This window comes from Deltaproteobacteria bacterium IMCC39524 (genome assembly GCA_029667085.1).
Lineage (GTDB): Bacteria > Desulfobacterota > Desulfuromonadia > Desulfuromonadales > BM103 > M0040.
The window spans coordinates 958,568-976,597 of sequence record JARUHJ010000001.1 but is presented as its reverse complement, the minus strand read 5'-3'; the positions used below and the strand labels follow the sequence as shown (position 1 = coordinate 976,597).

Below are 18,030 nucleotides of genomic sequence, written 5' to 3'. Positions count from 1 at the left end.
GATGCTCCTGCAATTGTGCTGTCGCATATCGGAATAAATCCACCTTCTAATTGGTTGGGTATTGACCTTCTCAAACATGATAGAAATAATTCAAGGGCTTTTTTGCCGTCTAATTTGCACAGCCTTTCGAAAGATCTGACAACTTTACCCATATTTATGAGCAAGTATAAGTAAGACCTGACCTCTCTTTTGTCTTTAACCCCATATCCGGTGTAATTGCACGTATTTTTGTATCTTTGAATCGCCACGGGTTTCCTATACAATCTTTTCAATAGACATCGATCCTCTAGAGAATAGGGACCTGTCACTTTCGTTATATTTTAATTGCATGATGAGTAATTATATACTCACCAGGGAGGAGGGACGTTGCCTATGTCACTATCAGGTTCCTCTGGTAAGTGGTTGACCAAAGAACGTTTACGTGTTTACCCGTGTATCTTTTTGGTAACCTACATACTGGTCATTTTGATCTGGGTGCTCATGGCAAATGGAGTGTTCGATCGTCAGGGCCGTCCTCTTGGGACTGATTTCACCAGCTTTTATTCTGCTGCACAATTGGCGATCGACGGCCAGGCGCCTCTTGCCTACGATTTTTCTGCACAATTTAAAGCCGAGAGAGTGGCTCTCGGACCTGAACTTGAAGACTTCTACAGCTTTTCCTATCCACCTACCTTTATACTGATGTTGATGCCTCTCGGCGCACTACCTTATCTATTGGCGCTCTTCGTCTGGCAGGGACTGACCTTGCTTTTGTTCGTGTCTATGGTGGTGAAACTTGCAGGGCGTCACGAGGCGATCATTTTGACACTGGCTTTCCCTGCGGTCTTTGTGACGCTGGGCCATGGGCAGAACGCTTTTCTTACAGCGGGACTCTTTACTGGGGCTCTCTACTACCTCGATCGTAAACCAATTCTTGCTGGATTATTGATAGGTTTACTGACTTTCAAACCGCATCTGGGTGTCCTGATCCCCATCGTACTTATCGCGTCGTGTCGATGGCGTGTATTTTTCTCTGCGTGCATCTCGGCGGTGTCTTTCATTTTAGTTTCATGGGTGGCTCTTGGGACAAAGACCTGGTCTGCATTTTTTGCCAGTACCGGTAAAACGGCATCTGTGCTGAACGAAGGGATGGTGTCTTTCTATAAAATGCAAAGTTTGTATACCTCGTTACGTGCAATCGGTTTGGATACGGAGATTGCCTATGTTCTGCATGGCTCTTTGGCGCTATTTGCTGCCATCGTTGTGCTTTGGGTTTGGCGCCAAGATGTTGATCTCCGCCTGAAGTCTGCTGCTCTCGGAACGGGCTCCTTGTTGATATCGCCATTTTTGCTGGATTACGATCTGACTCTTCTGGCTGTTCCGATTGCTTGTCTGGCCAGTTATGGCCTTTTTAATGGTTTTCGACCCGGGCTCATCAATTTGCTGTTTCTTGCATGGCTTACACCTATTATGGCTAGATCTTTGAACTTGCTTGTGCCTATACCGTGGGCCCCGATAATTATGTTTATGTTTCTATACCAGACGATCAGATTATGTCGTGTACAGGTAACGGAGGCTTCCCCACTGTCATGAACGAACTTTCCATCATTGTTCCAACTTTTAATGAAGTTGCCAACATTCGCCTGTTATATGACGCGATAGAAAAAGCCTTACCGTCCGTCGTCTGGGAAATAATTTTTGTTGATGACGATTCCACCGATGGCACTCTTGAAGCTCTTACTGATCTTTGTAAAGAAAAACCCAATGCCCGTCGACTTCACCGCATTGGAAGGCGCGGTTTGTCATCTGCAGTAGTCGAAGGTTTCCTCGCTTGTGTATCACCATTTTTGGCTGTAATAGATGGTGATTTGCAGCATGATGAAACAAAACTTGCGGAGATGCTATGCTTGCTGAAAACAGGGAAGACAGATCTGGCCCTTGGGAGTCGCTATGTTGCAGAGGGTGGGTTTGGTGAATGGGATGCTGACCGTATTCGTACCAGTAAATTAGCAACTGCGACTAGTCGATTGATTGCTCGCCAGCCAATTTCTGATCCGATGAGTGGGTTCTTTATGATGAAGCGCGAGGTCCTGGATCTATGCGTACGCCATCTCTCTCTGCAAGGATACAAGCTGTTACTCGATATCGTCACCAGTTATCCTGGCAAGATCAGAATTTCTGATGTCGCCTATCAATTTAGAGTGCGCGAACATGGGCAAAGTAAACTGGATAGCATGGTCATCATGGAGTTTGTCTTCATGTTGATTGAAAAGCTGACGGGTGGGTTATTGCCTGCCCGTTTTGTTATGTTTTCTATGGTAGGAACGACCGGTGTCTTGGTCCACTTTGCAGTGCTTTACTCATTTTTGAACCTGGTTGATGCCAGCTTTACAATTGCTCAGTCCGGAGCGACACTGGTTGCAATGACGACCAACTTTTTTATCAATAATTGGTTGACCTATTACGACAAACGGCTCAAAGGGAAACAACTTATAAAAGGCTTACTGACGTTCTACGGTGTGTGCAGCATTGGCAGTCTGGCTAATATCGGCGTTGCATCCTACATCTTCGGGATGGAATATACTTGGTGGGTTTCTGGCCTTGCCGGTGTGCTAGTCGGCACAGTGTGGAATTACGCTGCGACCTCACTACTTGCATGGAGAAATTGAACATGTTTTCATCCCCAGAAAACAGCGCAGGGATGGCACTAGAAGTATATTAGAGTATTTAGTGACGTATGTTGAAACCCTTCAGTAATTCTGAAGGGTTTTTATGCTTACGGATTAATCAGCGCTTCGATCGGGTTGTCAATACAGGTAAAAGGCCTGTCGTACAGAAAAATGATTTTCCCGGAAGGGAGAGGGCAAAGTGTGTAACTGATCCGTTCGGGAGTGGAAAGCTCTCAATGTGATCATCTCTTGGACAGTTTGTACTGCACCAGGGTGCGAAGTATTTCTCATCTTGGAGTTTTACTGGAAGTTATTGGCCCCAGGTTAGAAATGCAGCGACCCAGCCCTTGCGGCCATCAACCGTTTGAATCTCAAACCATTTCTCTTGTTTGGATAATAAACGACACGAATCCTCTTTGGATAACTGGAAAATTACAGAATGGTTCGTACCTGGACCTTGACGCACATTGGCTCGGTCGCCGGTTACAATAATGGCAGGTTGTGGTTTCAGAAGAGACTTGTGTATAAAGCCGTTTCGTCCACGATAATCGCTGACATGGTAATACTCTGAACCACGCTTGTTGACAGTCAGGGGATAGTACTTGCTCACTTTCAGAATGACCTTTGATGACATTGATGAAGGTGCCGTACGAATTTCCGCCCCGGTAAAGGCTACAGACATTCCTTCTGCATAACCATTTGTACTCAAAGCAAAGAATAGAAGAGAGATTAAAATTAGCGAACTGTGCATTACACCTCCAGAATTGTTAATGTTTATGGTATCCTTTGGGCATATTAATAGTTAAACTTTTGATTTGTCAATTCCTGAATCCCTTAAAATAATAAACGCCTCAGTGAAGTTAACCTTGCGAGTTTAAACGTTGATTTCTTTTCTTGAAAAATTTTCTGACAGGCTCAATAAAGATCCGTATTTTTACTCTTTAGTGATATTCCTTTTGTCAGGCCTCTTCTTGTACGCAAATTCTTTTAATAATGCATGGTCATTTGATGATAATTTTGTCGTCGTCGGCAATTCTGATATAAGATCCTTTGAAAACTTCATAGCGAATACTTACCCAGGCAGGCCTCTCCGTGAACTGAGCATGATGCTAGATTATCATGTTTTTGGGCTCTTCTCGACGGGCTGGCATCTTCAGAATGTTCTTTGGCATGCTCTCAATGCATGGTTGGTCTTTGTGATGTCATCTCTTTTGTTTGACGATAAAAAAACTGCTTGGTTGGCTGCTGCTCTTTTTCTTGTGCATCCCTTGCAGGTTGAAGTTGTCGCTCAAGTGTCTCACCGTAAAGACAGTCTTTCTTTGTTTTTCATGCTTTTATCTTTCATTTCATATCTAACATTCAAGCGGGGAGGCAAACGTCGTTTACTTTTTTATTCAACTGTTTCCATGGCCATTGCCATTTTAGCTAAACAGAATGCAATTGTCTTTCCTTTGTTGGTGTTAATTTATGAAGTCTTCATTGCCGAAAGAGTGCTTGGGGAAAAATCATTTGATAAAAAAATAATATCTGTTTTGCTGATTCTTGCCGCTGTTCCTTCAGTTCCTATCCTGATAAATTATAATTATATCGGTAAAATGAACGCTGTACTTCAACACCATAATTATTTTTATGAGTTTGAAATCCAGAAATATCTATTGATTGTTATAAATTCATGGGGGCATATTTTTTTAAAACTCATTTACCCCTTTAATTTGTCTGTAAATTATATATTGGAAGTACCTTTTTCTTTTTGGGACATAAGAATTGTTTTAACATGCATTTTCATAACTATTTACCTTTCCTCTTTATACTTTTTATTTAAAATTAATAAATATTGTTTCTTTAGCCTTCTTTGGATTGGTCTTTTGTTTCTTCCAACATCGAATATTATCCCTATTACGCATTTGGCAGCAGACCGTTATTTATATGCTCCCTCTGTTGGTTTTTTTATGATTTTTTCTTTTTTAGTTACAAAAAATTTCGATGCAAAAGCTGTAGTTGTTCTCGTAACCCCAATTCTTTTTGGACTCTCTTTTTTGACGATTCAGCAGAACAATATTTGGCAAAACAGTTTAACTCTCTGGTCTCATTCTATGAATGTTAACCCTAATTCTGCGGTGGCAATCAGTAACGTTGGTATATTGCTCTATAGTGATGATCCAGATAAAAATCTCAAAATGCAGTTACGTGCAAATAAGATTAATCCATATGATTCATTTGTAGAATTGGCAATTGGAGAGATTTATGAAAAGAGGGGCGAATTAGATCTTTCTCGGAAACATTATAAAAAATCACAAGATCTATTCAATGCTCAAGGTCAAAATATGTATAGAGGGTCTTCTATTGACCCAAATAAAAAGGTATCTATCATTAATACGTCCGATTAAGTAGTGCCCTTTGGCTATGTTCTTGAGTTCTACAATGTTTAGTAGCCCAGTGCTCTTGCGGGGATTTTAGCTTTAGGGGCGGTAAACATTTGCTTTGTTACGCGTTCTCTTAAGTTTGTCGAGATTCTCTTGTGCGCGTACATAGTAGCTTGGGTTGAGTTGTAAAGCTTTTTTGAATGCCTGTTCTGCATCATCAAAGTGGCCTTGAGTCATAAGCAGGTATCCGACGTTGTTATATGCTCCCGCTTCACCGACGGTTCCCCTGAAAATTTCAATAGAATTGTCCTTGTCGCCGCTCAGAAGATAAGCGGAAGCAAGGTTGTTTTTGATTCGAATATTGTCCTTTTCGAGTGCGAGCGCATGCAGAAAAGAGAGTACCGCCTCAGGATACTCGCCTCTGACCATGTAGTTTAAACCAAGGTTGTTGTGATTTGCTGCCTGGTCCGGAGCCATGACTATGATCTCATGGTATAGAGGCCCTGAGAGGTTCTCCTTCCCCATAAGGTCGTAAATCATGGCGAGCTCTTTAATGACGTTGATGTCTTTTGGATCAATAGCCATTGCTGTATTGATCTTCTTGATTGCGGCATTTAATTTTCCTTCCATACGTAATGCCCGTGCTTCGCCAGTCAAAGCATATAATGATTGAGGATTTAACTCTCTGGCTTGACCAAACCTTACCATCGCCGCGCTGTAATTCCCTTTACTCATCTCTATTCGGCCAAGTCCGATAAAAGCATTCACCATGGTTGGATCTTTATTGATTGCAGTTGCAAAATGCAACTCTGCAATTCTCAGGTTTTCGTTTGCCAGATAAATGAACCCTGCAGTGACCAGTTCTTGAGCTGATTTGCTTTGCATCGAGGATGTGTCGTCTTTTGCAGAAAGGGATTCCAAGGACGCTGCGTCATCAGAAATATAACTGACTTTTCGGGCTGATTGCGAGCAACCGCTAGTTAGAATTACCGCCAGAATTATTGTCAGGATCAGGATTGACCTCATGGGTACGCCTGGTCCACAGGTGTTGCATTGCATTTTGAACCTCCATTAATTTTATGGGGTACAGATAAGGGGCTAGCGGCCACCAAGAGCTGGGATCAGGTATTTTATAATCTGGATAGCACCAGGACCAACAAGTACGACAAAGATTGCTGGGAAGATAAACAAAACCAGTGGGAAAACCATTTTAACTGCAGACTTGGCTGCCGTTGCCTCGGCAATTTGACGTCGTTTGATACGCATTGAGTCGGCGTGTACCCGCAGGGCTGTCGCCAAGCTTGTCCCGAAGCGACTGGTTTGAGCCAAAAGAGTTGTAAGGCTAATAATTTGAGAGACTCCTGTGCGCACATTCATGTTTTTGAACGCATCAGCGCGTGATATCCCCGCTCTTACTTCCATGGTTGTTAAGGTGAATTCATCGCTTAACTCTTTGCACAGGGGCAGCATTTCATCGCCGACACGCTTGAAAGTCATATCGAGGCCGAGGCCAGATTCTACGCAAACAACCATAAGATCCAAAGCATCGGGCAACCCTTTGACAAGTTTTTCCTGGCGGGTCTTTGTCATCAAAAACACCCAAAGATTTGGTGTAAAAAAACCGAGGATAAGTAACATTAGGATAGACAATAAAACTTCTGTTTGAAAATTGTATACCATACGAGAGAACATGAAGATCAGAGCATAGATTATTGGACACAGAATCTTTGCAGTCAGGTAATTGTAGATGGCCTGGTCAGATCGGAATCCTGCTCTTACTAATGTCAGCTGCATTTTTTGTCTGACGCTTCTTTTATCTATGGACGCAATCCTGTGCAGAGGTTTAGAAAGCTTGGCCGCTAAGCTTTCGTCATTATGCCCCATGAGTCGGGAGGCTGCCTTCCCCGATTTTGAAGGCGTACCTTCGCCTACGAGTTTTCTGAGCCGCCCTTCAGTGCCACTTTGTCTCCCCCTGATTAAGAGGCTTATGGCCAGTATCATGAAGAATACAGCCAGAAACATAAGAAGAAAGATTCCGTAGTAATCTGCATTCTCCAGAAGTGCATAATATGTGTTTTTAAGTAATTGCATGAGAACCTTCAGATATCAATGTCTACAATACGCTTGATGACATAGGAACCAATAATCATCAAAACGATTGCACCAAAGATCATATAGTGGCCTAACTTTTCTGTCAGCAAAAGCGAGAGATAGTCATAGTTTGTCAAATACATATAGATGAACATAAAAATTGGTAGCCCTATCAAGACAATCGCTGACAAGCGACCTTCTGCAGTGAGAGCGGCAACATGATCTTTAAATTCAATACGTTCTCTGATCAGCCGGCTGATGTTGTTGAGAATCTCACCGATGTTGCCACCGGTTTCTTTTTGCACCAGAATTGCTATGGAAAAAAACCTTAAGTCCGCAATTGGAACCCGTTGGCAAAGATTTTCCATCGCCTCTGTCATGGTTAGTCCCAGGTTGATCTCGTCTACTGTTGCCGCAAATTCTGAACGAATTGGGTCTTGAGTCTCCTCGCCAATCATGCCTAATCCGGCAGACAGGGCACTGCCCGAGCGGACAGCTCGTGCCAGTAGGTCAAGAGCTTCCGGGAGTTGATCGTTGAACTTTTTATAATAATTTTTCTCCGCCAGTTTTAAGATGAAGTATGGAGCAAGCATGCAGACTAGACCAACAAAAATTGCCGCTAGAGGTTGTGGTAAGTAGAGGTAGCCAATCCCAAAACCGATAAATCCGAGAGTGAGACTAAGGAGAATGAACAGAGTGGCATTGATCGGCATTTTGACTTTAATTAAAAGGTTGTCAAGATTACTCAGACGGGGAATACTGAAAACAAGTCGTTCGAACGCCCCAACATCTTTCAGAATACCCTTGCGGTATTTATCGAGCTTCTCCTGTCCATGTTTACCCCCTGCAGAGATGAACATCAGGCGTTTTTTTATTTTACGTTTCTCAATAAAGCGGCTTTCCATCCAGGCGAGGTAAATGACCTGAATAACAGCAGCTGTAAAGATGAAAACTGCGACGTAAAGAAAGATTGTCATCTTGTCCATAAAGTCTCCAGTGGGCAAGTTCAGAAATTGTTGAACAGGTTCTCAGGCACTTCAATCCCTGCCATTTCTAAACGTTCTGTGAATTTTGGCCGAATTCCAGTCGACCGATGTTCTCCTACCACCTTGCCGTCTTTATCCAAACCTTGACGCTCAAAAACGAAAATATCCTGAAGGGTGATAACATCGCCTTCCATGCCAACTACCTCGGCAACCGAGGTTATTTTGCGGCTTCCGTCGGTCATTCGAGAAGCCTGAATAACCACGTCAAGTGCAGACGAAACCATGAAACGCATGGCTTTTTCTGGTAGGTTAACTCCGGTCATAAGGATCATTGATTCAAGGCGAGTGAGTGAGTCTCGTGGGCTGTTTGAGTGAATGGTTGTCAAGGATCCATCGTGGCCCGTATTCATGGCCTGTAGCATATCGAAGGCCTCTGCGCCACGGACCTCACCGACAACGATTCTGTCAGGGCGCATCCGCAGTGTGTTTCGGACCAGATCTCGTGATGTGACTTGCCCAGTCCCCTCAACGCTTGGTGGTCGTGTTTCCAGACGTATGACATGCGGCTGCTGTAACTGCAATTCTGCCGAGTCTTCGATGGTTATGATTCGCTCATTAGCGGGGATGTTAGCAGAGAGTATATTCAACAGCGTTGTTTTACCTGCCCCGGTTCCACCGGAGATCATGATGTTCATCTTGGCTTTGACACAACCTGACAGAAGTTGTGCAATCTCAGGCGTAAGAGCTTTGTAGTTAATCAGGTCCTGCATTATTAAAGGCTTTACGGCAAACCTTCGAATGGAGAGCATAGGACCGTCAATAGCCAGGGGAGGGATGATGGCATTGACACGTGATCCATCGGGTAGTCGAGCGTCAACCATCGGTGAAGATTCATCAATACGACGGCCTATGCGTGAAATTATCCTGTCTATAATGTTACGAAGATGAACATCGTCGATGAAGCGTGATTTTGTCTTTTCGATCAGGCCAAAGCGCTCAACATAAATGTCTTTGTAGGTGTTGACGAGAACATCGCTGACCGTTGGGTCCTTGAAGAATGGTTCCAGAGGGCCTAGACCGGTTAGCTCATCGAGGATCTCATCGATGATATGTTTACGCTCATTATCGTTGAGAAGGGCTTTTTCATCGCGCAGGTAGTATTCTACAACATTCTCGATTTCAGCTTTGATCTCACCCGGCTCTAAGGTGTCAAGTGCTGCGAGATTCGCTTCTTCTACCAGCCGGCCGTGAATTTTCCTTTTAACTTCATGGTAGAAGTTGGAGTGTTCTGTTTGCGTAACAACGCTTGTATCGTTTTCAGTAGTTTTTCTACTGAGCATGTTTTTGATTGCCATTGACCCTCCAGTATGACTACAGCCTCTAAGAGTTAAATACTTTTACCAAACGTCCCTCTGATTCCCCTGAAGTCTGGATCGTCCAGGATCCCCTGAAACTTTCGCACGAACTCGGACATGTTCTTGGAAAAAGGGGCATTACTCGTCAACTTGACCAGCGGCACACCACGATTGATTGATGATACAACGTCCGAGAAATCGTTTGGTATCAGCCAGTAGACCGGTTTGTCAAAATTCTTCTCGATTTCGGCTAAAGAGAGTGCTCCGCCTTTGATGTAGCGGTTGATGATGATCTCAATTTTTTCAAGACCGATGCCGAATTTTCTGATCAGTTTGCAGAGCCGAACAGTATTACGAACCGCTGGAACCGACATGTCTGTTACTACAAAGACCTTGTCGGATTGTTTGAACGCCTCCACGCTGCAGTCATTGATATGCATGGAAGCACAGTCAAGGACGAGGTGATCGTAGAGATTTTTGGAAAGCTTCAGGATGCTGGATATATGATCGCTTAGGATATCTTCGCTATCTTCAGGGTTGGCTGGTGCCGGTAGGAAGTTGATCCCTGTTGAATGCCCAGACATCACACCGCGCAGGAATGAAACATCCAGGCGGTGTATGTTCTCGCAGATATCCATAATTGTGTTCTGAGGCACAATGTCGAGAAGAACCGAAGCATCACCTGATTGAAAAGACATATCCATCAGCGCCACGGCACTTTTTTTGTCCCTTGCCAGAGAAGCCGCAGTGTTGACTGCCAGAACGGTTGAACCGACACCTCCTTTGGCACTGATAAAGCTGTAAATGCGGCCTTGCGCCAAGCTCCCTGAGCTGGCCAGCTTTACGCGGACCTCCTCAATCGCATTATAAAGCAGGTCTTCTTGAACAGGCTCAAGAAGGTATTCTGAAGCCCCGGCTTTCATGACCGATATGATGTTTTGGTGATCCTTGTTTTCTGAAACGACGAATAGTGTGGTTTTAGGGAAATTGTTTTTGATCGCCTGGACTCTTGAGAGCAGGTCATCGCTTTCCAGGATGTCATCAATCAGGATGATGTCGGGGACAGTTTTAGCTGCAGACACGCCTTTTTCAGCCGTGCGGCTTTGCCACTGCAGAATATTTACCCCTTTTAGCTGCTTGGCTAAGCCCAGAAAGGCTTTGGCTCGGTTAGGTTGGGATATCTCGATTGCGAAGATGAGTTCAGTTGCCATTTATTGTTGCCCTCTAAATTAAATTTCAATTCCATCTTCAGATGTATTGTAACTAAATCTCTCGATTTTTCAATTGTGCAACCGATTAACTGTTTAGATAATTGTCTGAGTTTGCTTTGATTTTAAGGATATCATAGATGATATCAATTTAATTCATTATCAAAGAGTTATGAACTCTTTTGCGACAGAATGGCGCTGACTTTGCAAATTACGAACAAGAAAGGTAAGCACCTGCAGGACAACAAAATAACCACAACAAGTGTGTCAGGAATGGTTGTATATACGCTTCGTTGGTCTTTATTTATGCTTATCCTCATGTTGAGAATGTCGCCACAATTTCATTATGACGACATTCTCAATTTAGTTCTTTCTTGTCCTAACTCAGGCGTGCAGGCCATAATCAGGGATAGCTCAATCAACCTCGCCAACATCTTTCTGGGTGAACCCTTCGCCGAAAGAGTCATGGTACATTTGCATCGTCGGCTCCGCGTGCAGGCCTTCCATATCTTTAACTTCCTTACCGGCATGGACGTAATCCTTGTGTACGATCTGTTGATCGTAAGCGTCCATCGATGCTATCCCGTACTCTTGATCAGCGTAGTAGGCTTCCTGGGCACAACCTGTCATAAATATTGTCGCAACAAATATCAGTATCAGATATCTCATGGTAATGATCCCCTTTAATTTATTGGGCTTCGTCTGTTTGGCCAAAATCACCTTCCATCCCACCACCGTCGCTTGCCGTTGCAGCAGAAAAATTGTGCTGGCTTAAGAGAGAAGGATCCTCAGGAGTGCGTCGACCTTCGAGTCGGCCTTCCAGATAGAACTCCAGTCGGCTTGGCTTCTTGACGAATTCACCCGGGAAGCTGATGCTGCCTTCTCTGACCGGTTTAACAATATGCGGTGTTACGGAGACTAACAGGTCTGTTTTGCGCTCTTCATAGAAACTGCTTCGGAAGAGTGCACCCAGAATCGGGATGTCGCCAAGAAAAGGTAACTTCTCAATGTTTTCGCGAAGGTTGTCTTGAAGCAGGCCGGCCAACACCAAAGTCTGCCCATCTCGAAGTCTGACCGTTGTGTTGAGTTTGCGTGTAACTAGTATCGGTTGCGGGCCCGTCGAGGTCTGTACCAGTCTATCGATATCGCTGACACTGGGGCTGACCCTTAAGGTCACCATGCCGTCACTGCCTACAATCGGAGTGAATGTGAGGCCGACTCCGTACTCTTTAAAGCCGATTGAAACGTCACTATCGCTAACAGTCTGATATGGGTATTCTCCGCCAGCCAGAAAGCTTGCTTCTTGGCCGCTAAGGGTCACTAGGCGCGGCTCAGCAAGAAGCCTGGCCATTCCCTCTTCTTCGAGGAATCGCATTGCCAGAGAGAACTTGTTGATGTTGAGAAATACATTCGCGTTGTCCGCGAGGCCGGCAAGGTTGACAAAGAGATCCCCCGCAAGGCTTGGCAAAGAAGGGGCCGCTCCTCCGCCACCAACACCAAATGGAGAAACACCGATTGCGCCACCAAAATCGCTGCTCAATCCCCCAAGCTTGAATGCCGCCTGCATGTCACGCGTTGAGTCTCGGTTGACCTCGGCGAACTTGACTTCAAGCATAACTTGTTGTGGGCCACCAACCTTCATCAGGTTGATAATCTGTGGGCTTGATTCCCCCGTTCCGGCCCCTCCGCCGCCATCATCAGCTCTGGCCGAGATAGTCTGCTTCTGTGCAATAACCGTCGCAAGCTCTTCTCTAGATGCACTCTTAGCCACGCCTTCTCCGATCTTGATCGGCTTTGGCCCTTCACCCGTTGGAGCGACCAGAATCTGGCTAGCGACACGTAGAACTTGCTCAATAATCTCAGCTCCAGTCACTGTGCCACCCAGAATGACTCCGTTGGCGTTTGAATAAATCTTGATATCCTGATTCGGGAAGAGTTGATGAATTCGTCGTTTTAAAAGGCTGACATCGGGCGACACAAAAACATTGAGAGTTGTCGTGTTGTCCATATTGTCACGCAACAGAATTTTTGATTGGCCCATCTGCCTGCCAACCAGAACGATTTCATCTTTAGCGATAACGTCAACATGGACCATGTCTGGGTCACCGACAATAACCCTTTTTAAAGGGTGGTGTTGTGAAACATAGTTAGCGGTTTCACCTGATGCAATTTCGACGCTGTCTTCCCAGACCTGCGCACCAGATATGCTAATTAACGAGACAGTTAAGGCTAAAGTAAACATTAAAAGCCTAATTGTAGCATGGGGTGTTGGTTTCATTTACGCCTCCCTTAATATATCAAATCTAATTTTGATTTTTCAGTTTAACTGTCTCAACTGACTGAGTTCCTTTAATGATTACAATGTCGTATGTTGACACTTTTGGGGCAGCTGGCCGTGGTTTGTAAGCTCTTTTTTTGCTGGCGACCTTTACAGGTTTTGGCTTAGGCTTCTCTTCCATGTCTTCGGCAGGGTTTAATAATGCTAAGGTCATGGGGCCTTTGGGAATTGTTTCGGATAATTTTTCTACCTGTTTGGGTGTAAGCTCCAGCGTCACAGTGCTGACTACTTTTGCTATCCCTTCTTCCACGAAGGTCTGTTGTGCAATAGCCAAGACCTCGATACGTTTGAGAACTGTTTGGGCTGCTTTGTTTTGCACGGAGATGACATCGACAAATGTGTTGGGTAAAACGAAGCCAGCAACGCCGATAACTTCATTAACCTTGATCGCCATAGCTCGCATGCCTGGCTTGATGCTGGCAACTAATCCAGCCCCAGAGCCAGGAGCGGCAAGCTCTGCCGCGATAATTGGTACACCTGCGACAACCCTGGTCACTAATACACGATCTTTGATCTCCTCGATGTTTTCAAAAGATCCTTGAGGGGTATTTGCCTTTGGCCAATCGACAAGAAGGAGGTTCTTCTCATTAAGTATTGATCCGATATCAAGATTTTGTCCTGCGACAACAATCTTTGTTAGAGGAAACTTCTGCTCCTGGACAATAGCTTTGTCATCGGAAACCTGCGTACTCAGCCATTGGTTCGCAAGGATTACGGCAACAATGCCGAAAATCACGGCTACGGCCAGCGCGATCAGCGTGCCATATTGTTTCATGGTGAACCTCCTTGAATGAATATTGATATGGACACTAAACTTAAGTAGGCAGTAATTAGCTTTTTAAATTAGACCCTTCGTCTGAATGTTATGGCGACAGAGCCTATCGTCTCTTCGCCATCAACAAAACGGCCGTACTACATAATGTCTACACAATAATTAAACCGAAAAAGTTAAATTTGTTTGAAACGCATGTTGCGAATCTGTCCTTATCTCTAATTGATATAAGTTGCTTTACCTAGAATGAGAATTTATCACATAAGCTACTTGCACCAAATGTATCAGAATCAAGTCATGCTAAGTAGCTGAATATATTCTACCAGATTTTAAAAAAAACTCTCCCAAAGAATTCCATATATTTTATTTCTTAAGAAGGTTTTAATGTCTCTGCTTGTGGTTAAAAACAGCTCGAAGGAATTTAATCAAAAGAGCTGGTCTAATTCCCCGCAGTTTGGTGCGCTAATTGTCTCTAAAGTTATAACTTTTGTTTGGCCGCGATGAAGGACTATCAAGGTCTATAGTTGGAACCAATTCTATGGGGACTTTTTTAGTGATACAAATTTTCATAGATCATGATAGCGGCTAAATATGGTTCCCAATTGTTTTGGCTGCAAATGTTGCATGCTGTTTATGCTTCGTAGCTTCCCGTGAGGTAGTTCATTTGATCTCTTTTTGTTCTCGTGTTTTGCAAAAATTGAAGTTTTTTTTGGAATGCTTACGCCGGTCGTGTCGACAAATTGAAAATGCGACTCATAAAAGCCCTCCCCAATAAACAAAGCTGTAATAACCAAGGGCGATTGCCGCGGAATAAGGAAAACGCATAGAGGCTTTACGAGGCCCAGGCTTGTGGGGGACTATATAGTTAACTTCTCGAGTAAGAACTGAAGCACACACTGAGAACCAAGCTTCACGGAGATTGTCTTTTATGTTGGTGTTGAAGCAGTAGTGTAAAAGTGCGAGGACGCCACCATACAGCCCCATGTAAATAAACACATGTAACAAATCATATGGGCCGATCAATGCGCCGAGTGCTCCCAGTGCTTTAACGTCGCCCGCACCTATCCCCCCCATTATGTAGGGCAAAAGCAAGAGAATTAGTCCCAAGCCTAAACCGTAGAGACTCAATAGGAGCCCCGACACGCCTAGAGTTGCAGTATATATAACAATGCCTGCAACTAGCAGGCAGGCGTTAAGAATGTTTGGAATTTTACATTTGAGTGTGTCTGTTGTACAGGCAAGAATGAAATAAATCGAGGCGGCTACAATGGGAAGATTTGCTATTTGTGTGACCAAGAAGTAGATTGAGACCACTACAGCTATCAAGCCAATGATATGACTCGGTGTGATTTCAATTTTCTCTCTTCCCAATTGTGCCGCCTCTATTATATTACAGTGAAGCTTGATTTGTTCGTAATCTTCAAACCTTAATAGTGTTTGTTAACTTCCGGTATTAGCTGCATTCATAGATGACTGTACGACGCTGAATGCATTTTGGACCTCTGTGCCGAGCAGTTTAACAACACCTAGACACACGACAACGATCAAAACGATCATGACTGCGTATTCAACAGCTGTTGCGCCTTCTTCTTCCTGGATAAATCTCTTGAAAAAATTCTTGATTCCCATTTTCTTTTCCTCCTTGCAGTTGGTTTAACTTCCTTGCTTCCCTTTTTGAGCTTGATGCAATCATAACCCCGAGCCATTTCAAGTCAAGCACACAACTTTCGTAGTATGGTAAAAACTCCTTAATTTTATACCGATTATTTATATAACTATAACTAAGGTTATATGTTCACGGTGTTGCTTAGCCGTTTTGAATGAAAGTCCTCCCTCGTTTTTGGAAGCTTTATGCCTTAGTGGATAACCACCTTTTAAATTGGTAAATTTCTGCTCTGTATCTTTTGAGTTTCAGTTGTGGAGGGGCATCAATGCTTTTGCTAAACGAGAATATTGAAACCCCCGGGTTGAAGAGTGCAGATGATTCAGTCTGCGTGTCTGCTCGCACAGGGCCAAAAGGTAAGGGTGTAGACTCTGAAATATACCTGCACCTTGTGATAACCTTTTTCTTAGTAATACACCTGAGCTGAGAGTGTTGCACAGGAGATAAACTAACACCGCAAAGTTCCTCTGCACAAAAGGTGTGCAACGAGGAGTGCCTTTGCTTTATTTGTATGCACCTGTATTTACCACAGAGATGTTTTTGGTCAACTCTTTATTGCTATTAAGTCACATAAAATCAGTGGCTTAGGTGTATTTGGAGGTTTGCTAATAATTTGGGCAAGAAATTTGCTATTGTCTAAAGCCGTGTGAATTGGATATTGTTCGTTCCTAGCCAAAAGCTACATACCAAATCGATTGAGGAGCACTAATACTATGAGGAAAGTCGAAGCCATCATCAAACCTTTCAAGCTGGATGAAGTGAAGGAAGCGTTGAATGAGATCGGTATCCAGGGAATCACGGTCAGTGAGGTTAAAGGCTTTGGCCGTCAGAAAGGCCACACCGAATTGTACCGCGGCGCAGAATACGTGGTAGATTTTATTCCCAAGATCAAAATGGAAATTATTGTCGCTGACGAAATGACTGCTAAAGTTGTCGAGGTGATCGGCGAATCTGCCAAAACCGGTCGGATCGGTGATGGTAAAATTTTCGTGACTCCCGTCGATGAAGTTGTTCGGATTCGTACAGGTGAAACGGGTGATGACGCCCTGTAAATAGCTGTTTGTTTTATCTAATCAATTGTTACACTAATAGTAATCCCTAAAAGGAGAAGGTGAACACGATGAGCCCACAAGAAGTAGTCAAATTTGCCCAGGATAATGATTGCAAGATGGTCGATTATAAATTCCTCGATTTCGTAGGTATCTGGCAGCATTTTTCCACGCCACTCGCTGAGTTCAGTGAAGATACTTTTGAAGAAGGTATCGGTTTCGACGGCTCTTCAATTCGTGGCTGGCAGCCGATCCATAACTCGGACATGCTGATCATGCCCGATCCAAGTACTGCCAAGGTCGACCCTTTTGTTAAGGTTCCAACCCTCAGTCTGATCTGTAACATTATTGACCCGATTACCAAGGAAGGTTATACCCGCGATCCTCGCTTCATCGCCCAGAAAGCTGAAGCATACCTGAAGTCTACCGGTCTCGCTGACACAGCTTACTTTGGCCCTGAGCCTGAGTTCTTCATCTTTGATGACGTTCGCTACGCGTCCACGGCCAACGAGTCTTTTTACTCTGTAGATTCTGTTGAAGGGATCTGGAACACCGGTCGTGAGGAGTTCCCTAACCTCGGCTACAAGCCTCGCCACAAGGAAGGTTACTTCCCTTGTGCCCCGACCGACTCTATGGTCGATCTGCGTAACGAGATGGTTGAAGTGCTGCAAAGCGTCGGCATGACCATCGAAGCCGTTCACCACGAAGTTGCTTCCGGTGGTCAGTCTGAAATCGATATGCGCTTTGATTCCCTGCTCAGCATGGGTGATACCCTTCAGTGGTTCAAGTACATCATCAAGAACGTCGCTTTCGCAAATGGCAAGACCGTCACTTTCATGCCCAAGCCTGTCTTTGGTGACAACGGCTCCGGTATGCACTGCCACCAGTCGCTCTGGAAGGATGGTGAAAACCTCTTCGCCGGCGATGGTTATGGTGGCCTCTCCAAGATGGCCATGTACTATATCGGTGGCATCATGAAGCACGCCAAGGCTCTCTGTGCTTTCACTAACCCGACCACCAACTCTTACAAGCGCTTGGTCCCCGGTTACGAAGCTCCTGTCAACCTGGCTTACTCGAACCGTAACCGTTCGGCGTCGCTGCGTATCCCTGTAACCGACAACCCGAAATCCAAGCGCGTTGAGTACCGTACGCCTGATCCTAGTTGTAACGGGTACCTGGCATTTGCTGCGCAGTTGATGGCCGGTCTCGATGGTATTGAGAACAAAATTGATCCAGGTCAGCCTCTGGACAAAGACATCTACGGCTTGTCACCTGAAGAGCTTAAAGATATCCCAAGTGTTGCTGGTACCTTGAATGAAGCTTTGGATTGTCTGGAAGTTGATCACGACTTCCTGCTCAAGGGCGATGTCTTCACCAAGGATGTTATTGATATGTGGATTTCTTACAAGCGTGAAGTAGAGGTTGACGCTGTGCGTATGCGGCCTTGCCCTGAAGAGTTTGCGCTTTACTTCGACTGCTAAGTCGAAATCTCCTCTTTAGCGAAATGCAAAAACCTGAATCAGTAGGCCTTTTGCTTTCATTGGATAAAAAATTCCC

The 18,030-nt window shown here is 44.5% G+C and carries 16 protein-coding genes; 5 read left to right on the top strand and 11 right to left on the bottom strand.

Annotated elements, in window-relative coordinates; genetic code table 11:
• The first annotated feature begins 372 nt into the window (after positions 1 to 372).
• Together P9J64_04545 and P9J64_04540 are read left to right on the top strand one after the other, a co-directional pair.
• Complete coding sequence (locus P9J64_04545) at positions 373 to 1,572, top strand: glycosyltransferase family 87 protein (GenBank protein MDG5467587.1); 1,200 nt, start codon at positions 373 to 375, stop codon at positions 1,570 to 1,572.
• Complete coding sequence (locus tag P9J64_04540) at positions 1,569 to 2,648, top strand: glycosyltransferase family 2 protein (protein ID MDG5467586.1); 1,080 nt, start codon at positions 1,569 to 1,571, stop codon at positions 2,646 to 2,648. Before P9J64_04545 ends, P9J64_04540 begins: the two co-directional genes overlap by 4 nt.
• Positions 2,649 to 2,958: 310 nt before the next feature.
• Here P9J64_04540 and P9J64_04535 read toward each other — a convergent pair whose 3' ends face one another.
• Positions 2,959 to 3,399: an SH3 domain-containing protein gene (locus P9J64_04535; GenBank protein MDG5467585.1), complete on the bottom strand. Its 441-nt coding sequence runs from the start codon at positions 3,397 to 3,399 to the stop codon at positions 2,959 to 2,961.
• Between the two features lie 220 nt (positions 3,400 to 3,619).
• On the opposite strand from P9J64_04535, the gene P9J64_04530 reads away from it, so the two are divergent.
• Positions 3,620 to 5,035, top strand: a complete 1,416-nt coding sequence (locus P9J64_04530) for a hypothetical protein (GenBank protein ID MDG5467584.1) — start codon at positions 3,620 to 3,622, stop codon at positions 5,033 to 5,035.
• Positions 5,036 to 5,107: 72 nt separating this feature from the next.
• Here P9J64_04530 and P9J64_04525 read toward each other — a convergent pair whose 3' ends face one another.
• The 10 genes from P9J64_04525 to P9J64_04480 form a co-directional block, all read right to left on the bottom strand.
• Positions 5,108 to 6,070 carry a tetratricopeptide repeat protein gene (locus tag P9J64_04525; protein MDG5467583.1) on the bottom strand — a complete coding sequence of 321 codons (963 nt, stop codon included), beginning with the start codon at positions 6,068 to 6,070 and terminating at the stop codon, positions 5,108 to 5,110.
• A gap of 39 nt (positions 6,071 to 6,109) precedes the next feature.
• On the bottom strand, positions 6,110 to 7,102 hold the full coding sequence (locus tag P9J64_04520; protein ID MDG5467582.1) for a type II secretion system F family protein: 993 nt from the start codon (positions 7,100 to 7,102) through the stop codon (positions 6,110 to 6,112).
• 8 nt (positions 7,103 to 7,110) lie between these two features.
• Positions 7,111 to 8,088, bottom strand: coding sequence for a type II secretion system F family protein (locus P9J64_04515; protein ID MDG5467581.1), 978 nt, complete (start codon positions 8,086 to 8,088; stop codon positions 7,111 to 7,113).
• A 20-nt stretch (positions 8,089 to 8,108) separates the two neighbouring features.
• Complete coding sequence (locus tag P9J64_04510) at positions 8,109 to 9,443, bottom strand: CpaF family protein (protein MDG5467580.1); 1,335 nt, start codon at positions 9,441 to 9,443, stop codon at positions 8,109 to 8,111.
• Positions 9,444 to 9,475: 32 nt separating this feature from the next.
• Positions 9,476 to 10,654 (bottom strand): AAA family ATPase, encoded by a 1,179-nt coding sequence (locus P9J64_04505; protein MDG5467579.1) that lies wholly within the window; start codon positions 10,652 to 10,654, stop codon positions 9,476 to 9,478.
• A gap of 411 nt (positions 10,655 to 11,065) precedes the next feature.
• Positions 11,066 to 11,320 (bottom strand): hypothetical protein, encoded by a 255-nt coding sequence (locus P9J64_04500; GenBank protein ID MDG5467578.1) that lies wholly within the window; start codon positions 11,318 to 11,320, stop codon positions 11,066 to 11,068.
• Positions 11,321 to 11,339: 19 nt separating this feature from the next.
• Positions 11,340 to 12,929, bottom strand: coding sequence for a pilus assembly protein N-terminal domain-containing protein (locus P9J64_04495; GenBank protein ID MDG5467577.1), 1,590 nt, complete (start codon positions 12,927 to 12,929; stop codon positions 11,340 to 11,342).
• A 25-nt stretch (positions 12,930 to 12,954) separates the two neighbouring features.
• Positions 12,955 to 13,764 carry a Flp pilus assembly protein CpaB gene (cpaB, locus tag P9J64_04490; protein ID MDG5467576.1) on the bottom strand — a complete coding sequence of 270 codons (810 nt, stop codon included), beginning with the start codon at positions 13,762 to 13,764 and terminating at the stop codon, positions 12,955 to 12,957.
• Positions 13,765 to 14,514: 750 nt separating this feature from the next.
• Positions 14,515 to 15,132 carry a prepilin peptidase gene (locus tag P9J64_04485; GenBank protein MDG5467575.1) on the bottom strand — a complete coding sequence of 206 codons (618 nt, stop codon included), beginning with the start codon at positions 15,130 to 15,132 and terminating at the stop codon, positions 14,515 to 14,517.
• Between the two features lie 69 nt (positions 15,133 to 15,201).
• Complete coding sequence (locus P9J64_04480; protein ID MDG5467574.1) at positions 15,202 to 15,390, bottom strand: Flp family type IVb pilin; 189 nt, start codon at positions 15,388 to 15,390, stop codon at positions 15,202 to 15,204.
• A gap of 747 nt (positions 15,391 to 16,137) precedes the next feature.
• Between P9J64_04480 and P9J64_04475 the strand changes: the two genes are divergently transcribed.
• The gene (locus P9J64_04475) at positions 16,138 to 16,476 is read left to right on the top strand and encodes a P-II family nitrogen regulator (protein MDG5467573.1); all 339 of its coding nucleotides are present in this window, start codon (positions 16,138 to 16,140) and stop codon (positions 16,474 to 16,476) included.
• 68 nt (positions 16,477 to 16,544) lie between these two features.
• The gene (glnA, locus tag P9J64_04470) at positions 16,545 to 17,954 is read left to right on the top strand and encodes a type I glutamate--ammonia ligase (protein ID MDG5467572.1); all 1,410 of its coding nucleotides are present in this window, start codon (positions 16,545 to 16,547) and stop codon (positions 17,952 to 17,954) included.
• The last annotated feature ends 76 nt before the right edge of the window (positions 17,955 to 18,030 follow it).